Genomic DNA, 295 nt, shown 5'->3' on the forward strand with positions numbered 1-295 from the left:
GACCAACGCCCCGCTCGCGCGTTGTCCGCGCGGACCGCCCATCCTGGAGCGCGTGATGCTCGCCCGATCCGCCCTGATGCTCATCCTCCTGACGTCGGGAGCGCAGGCCGTCGCCTTCGACGATCTGAAGGGCTACCTGGCATCCTGCCTGCGGTTCGAGATGGGCGGCGCCCAGCCCGAACGCGGCGGCCCGCTGTCGGCGAAGGTCCGCCGCGCCCTGGACCGGTGCTCCGACGACGTCGCGCGCCTCGAGCGGGCGGACGGGCGCCGGCTGCGCGGCGTTGGCGGGGTCAGC

At 74.9% G+C, this 295-nt stretch carries 1 protein-coding gene; it reads left to right on the forward strand.

All coding sequences use genetic code 11. The features are described 5' to 3' along the window. Window positions 1–55 precede the first annotated feature (55 nt). A partial coding sequence (locus tag ACLBXO_RS32120) for a hypothetical protein (protein ID WP_447687959.1) occupies window positions 56–295 on the forward strand: 240 nt, incomplete at its 3' end.

This window comes from Methylobacterium sp. C33D (assembly GCF_053345825.1).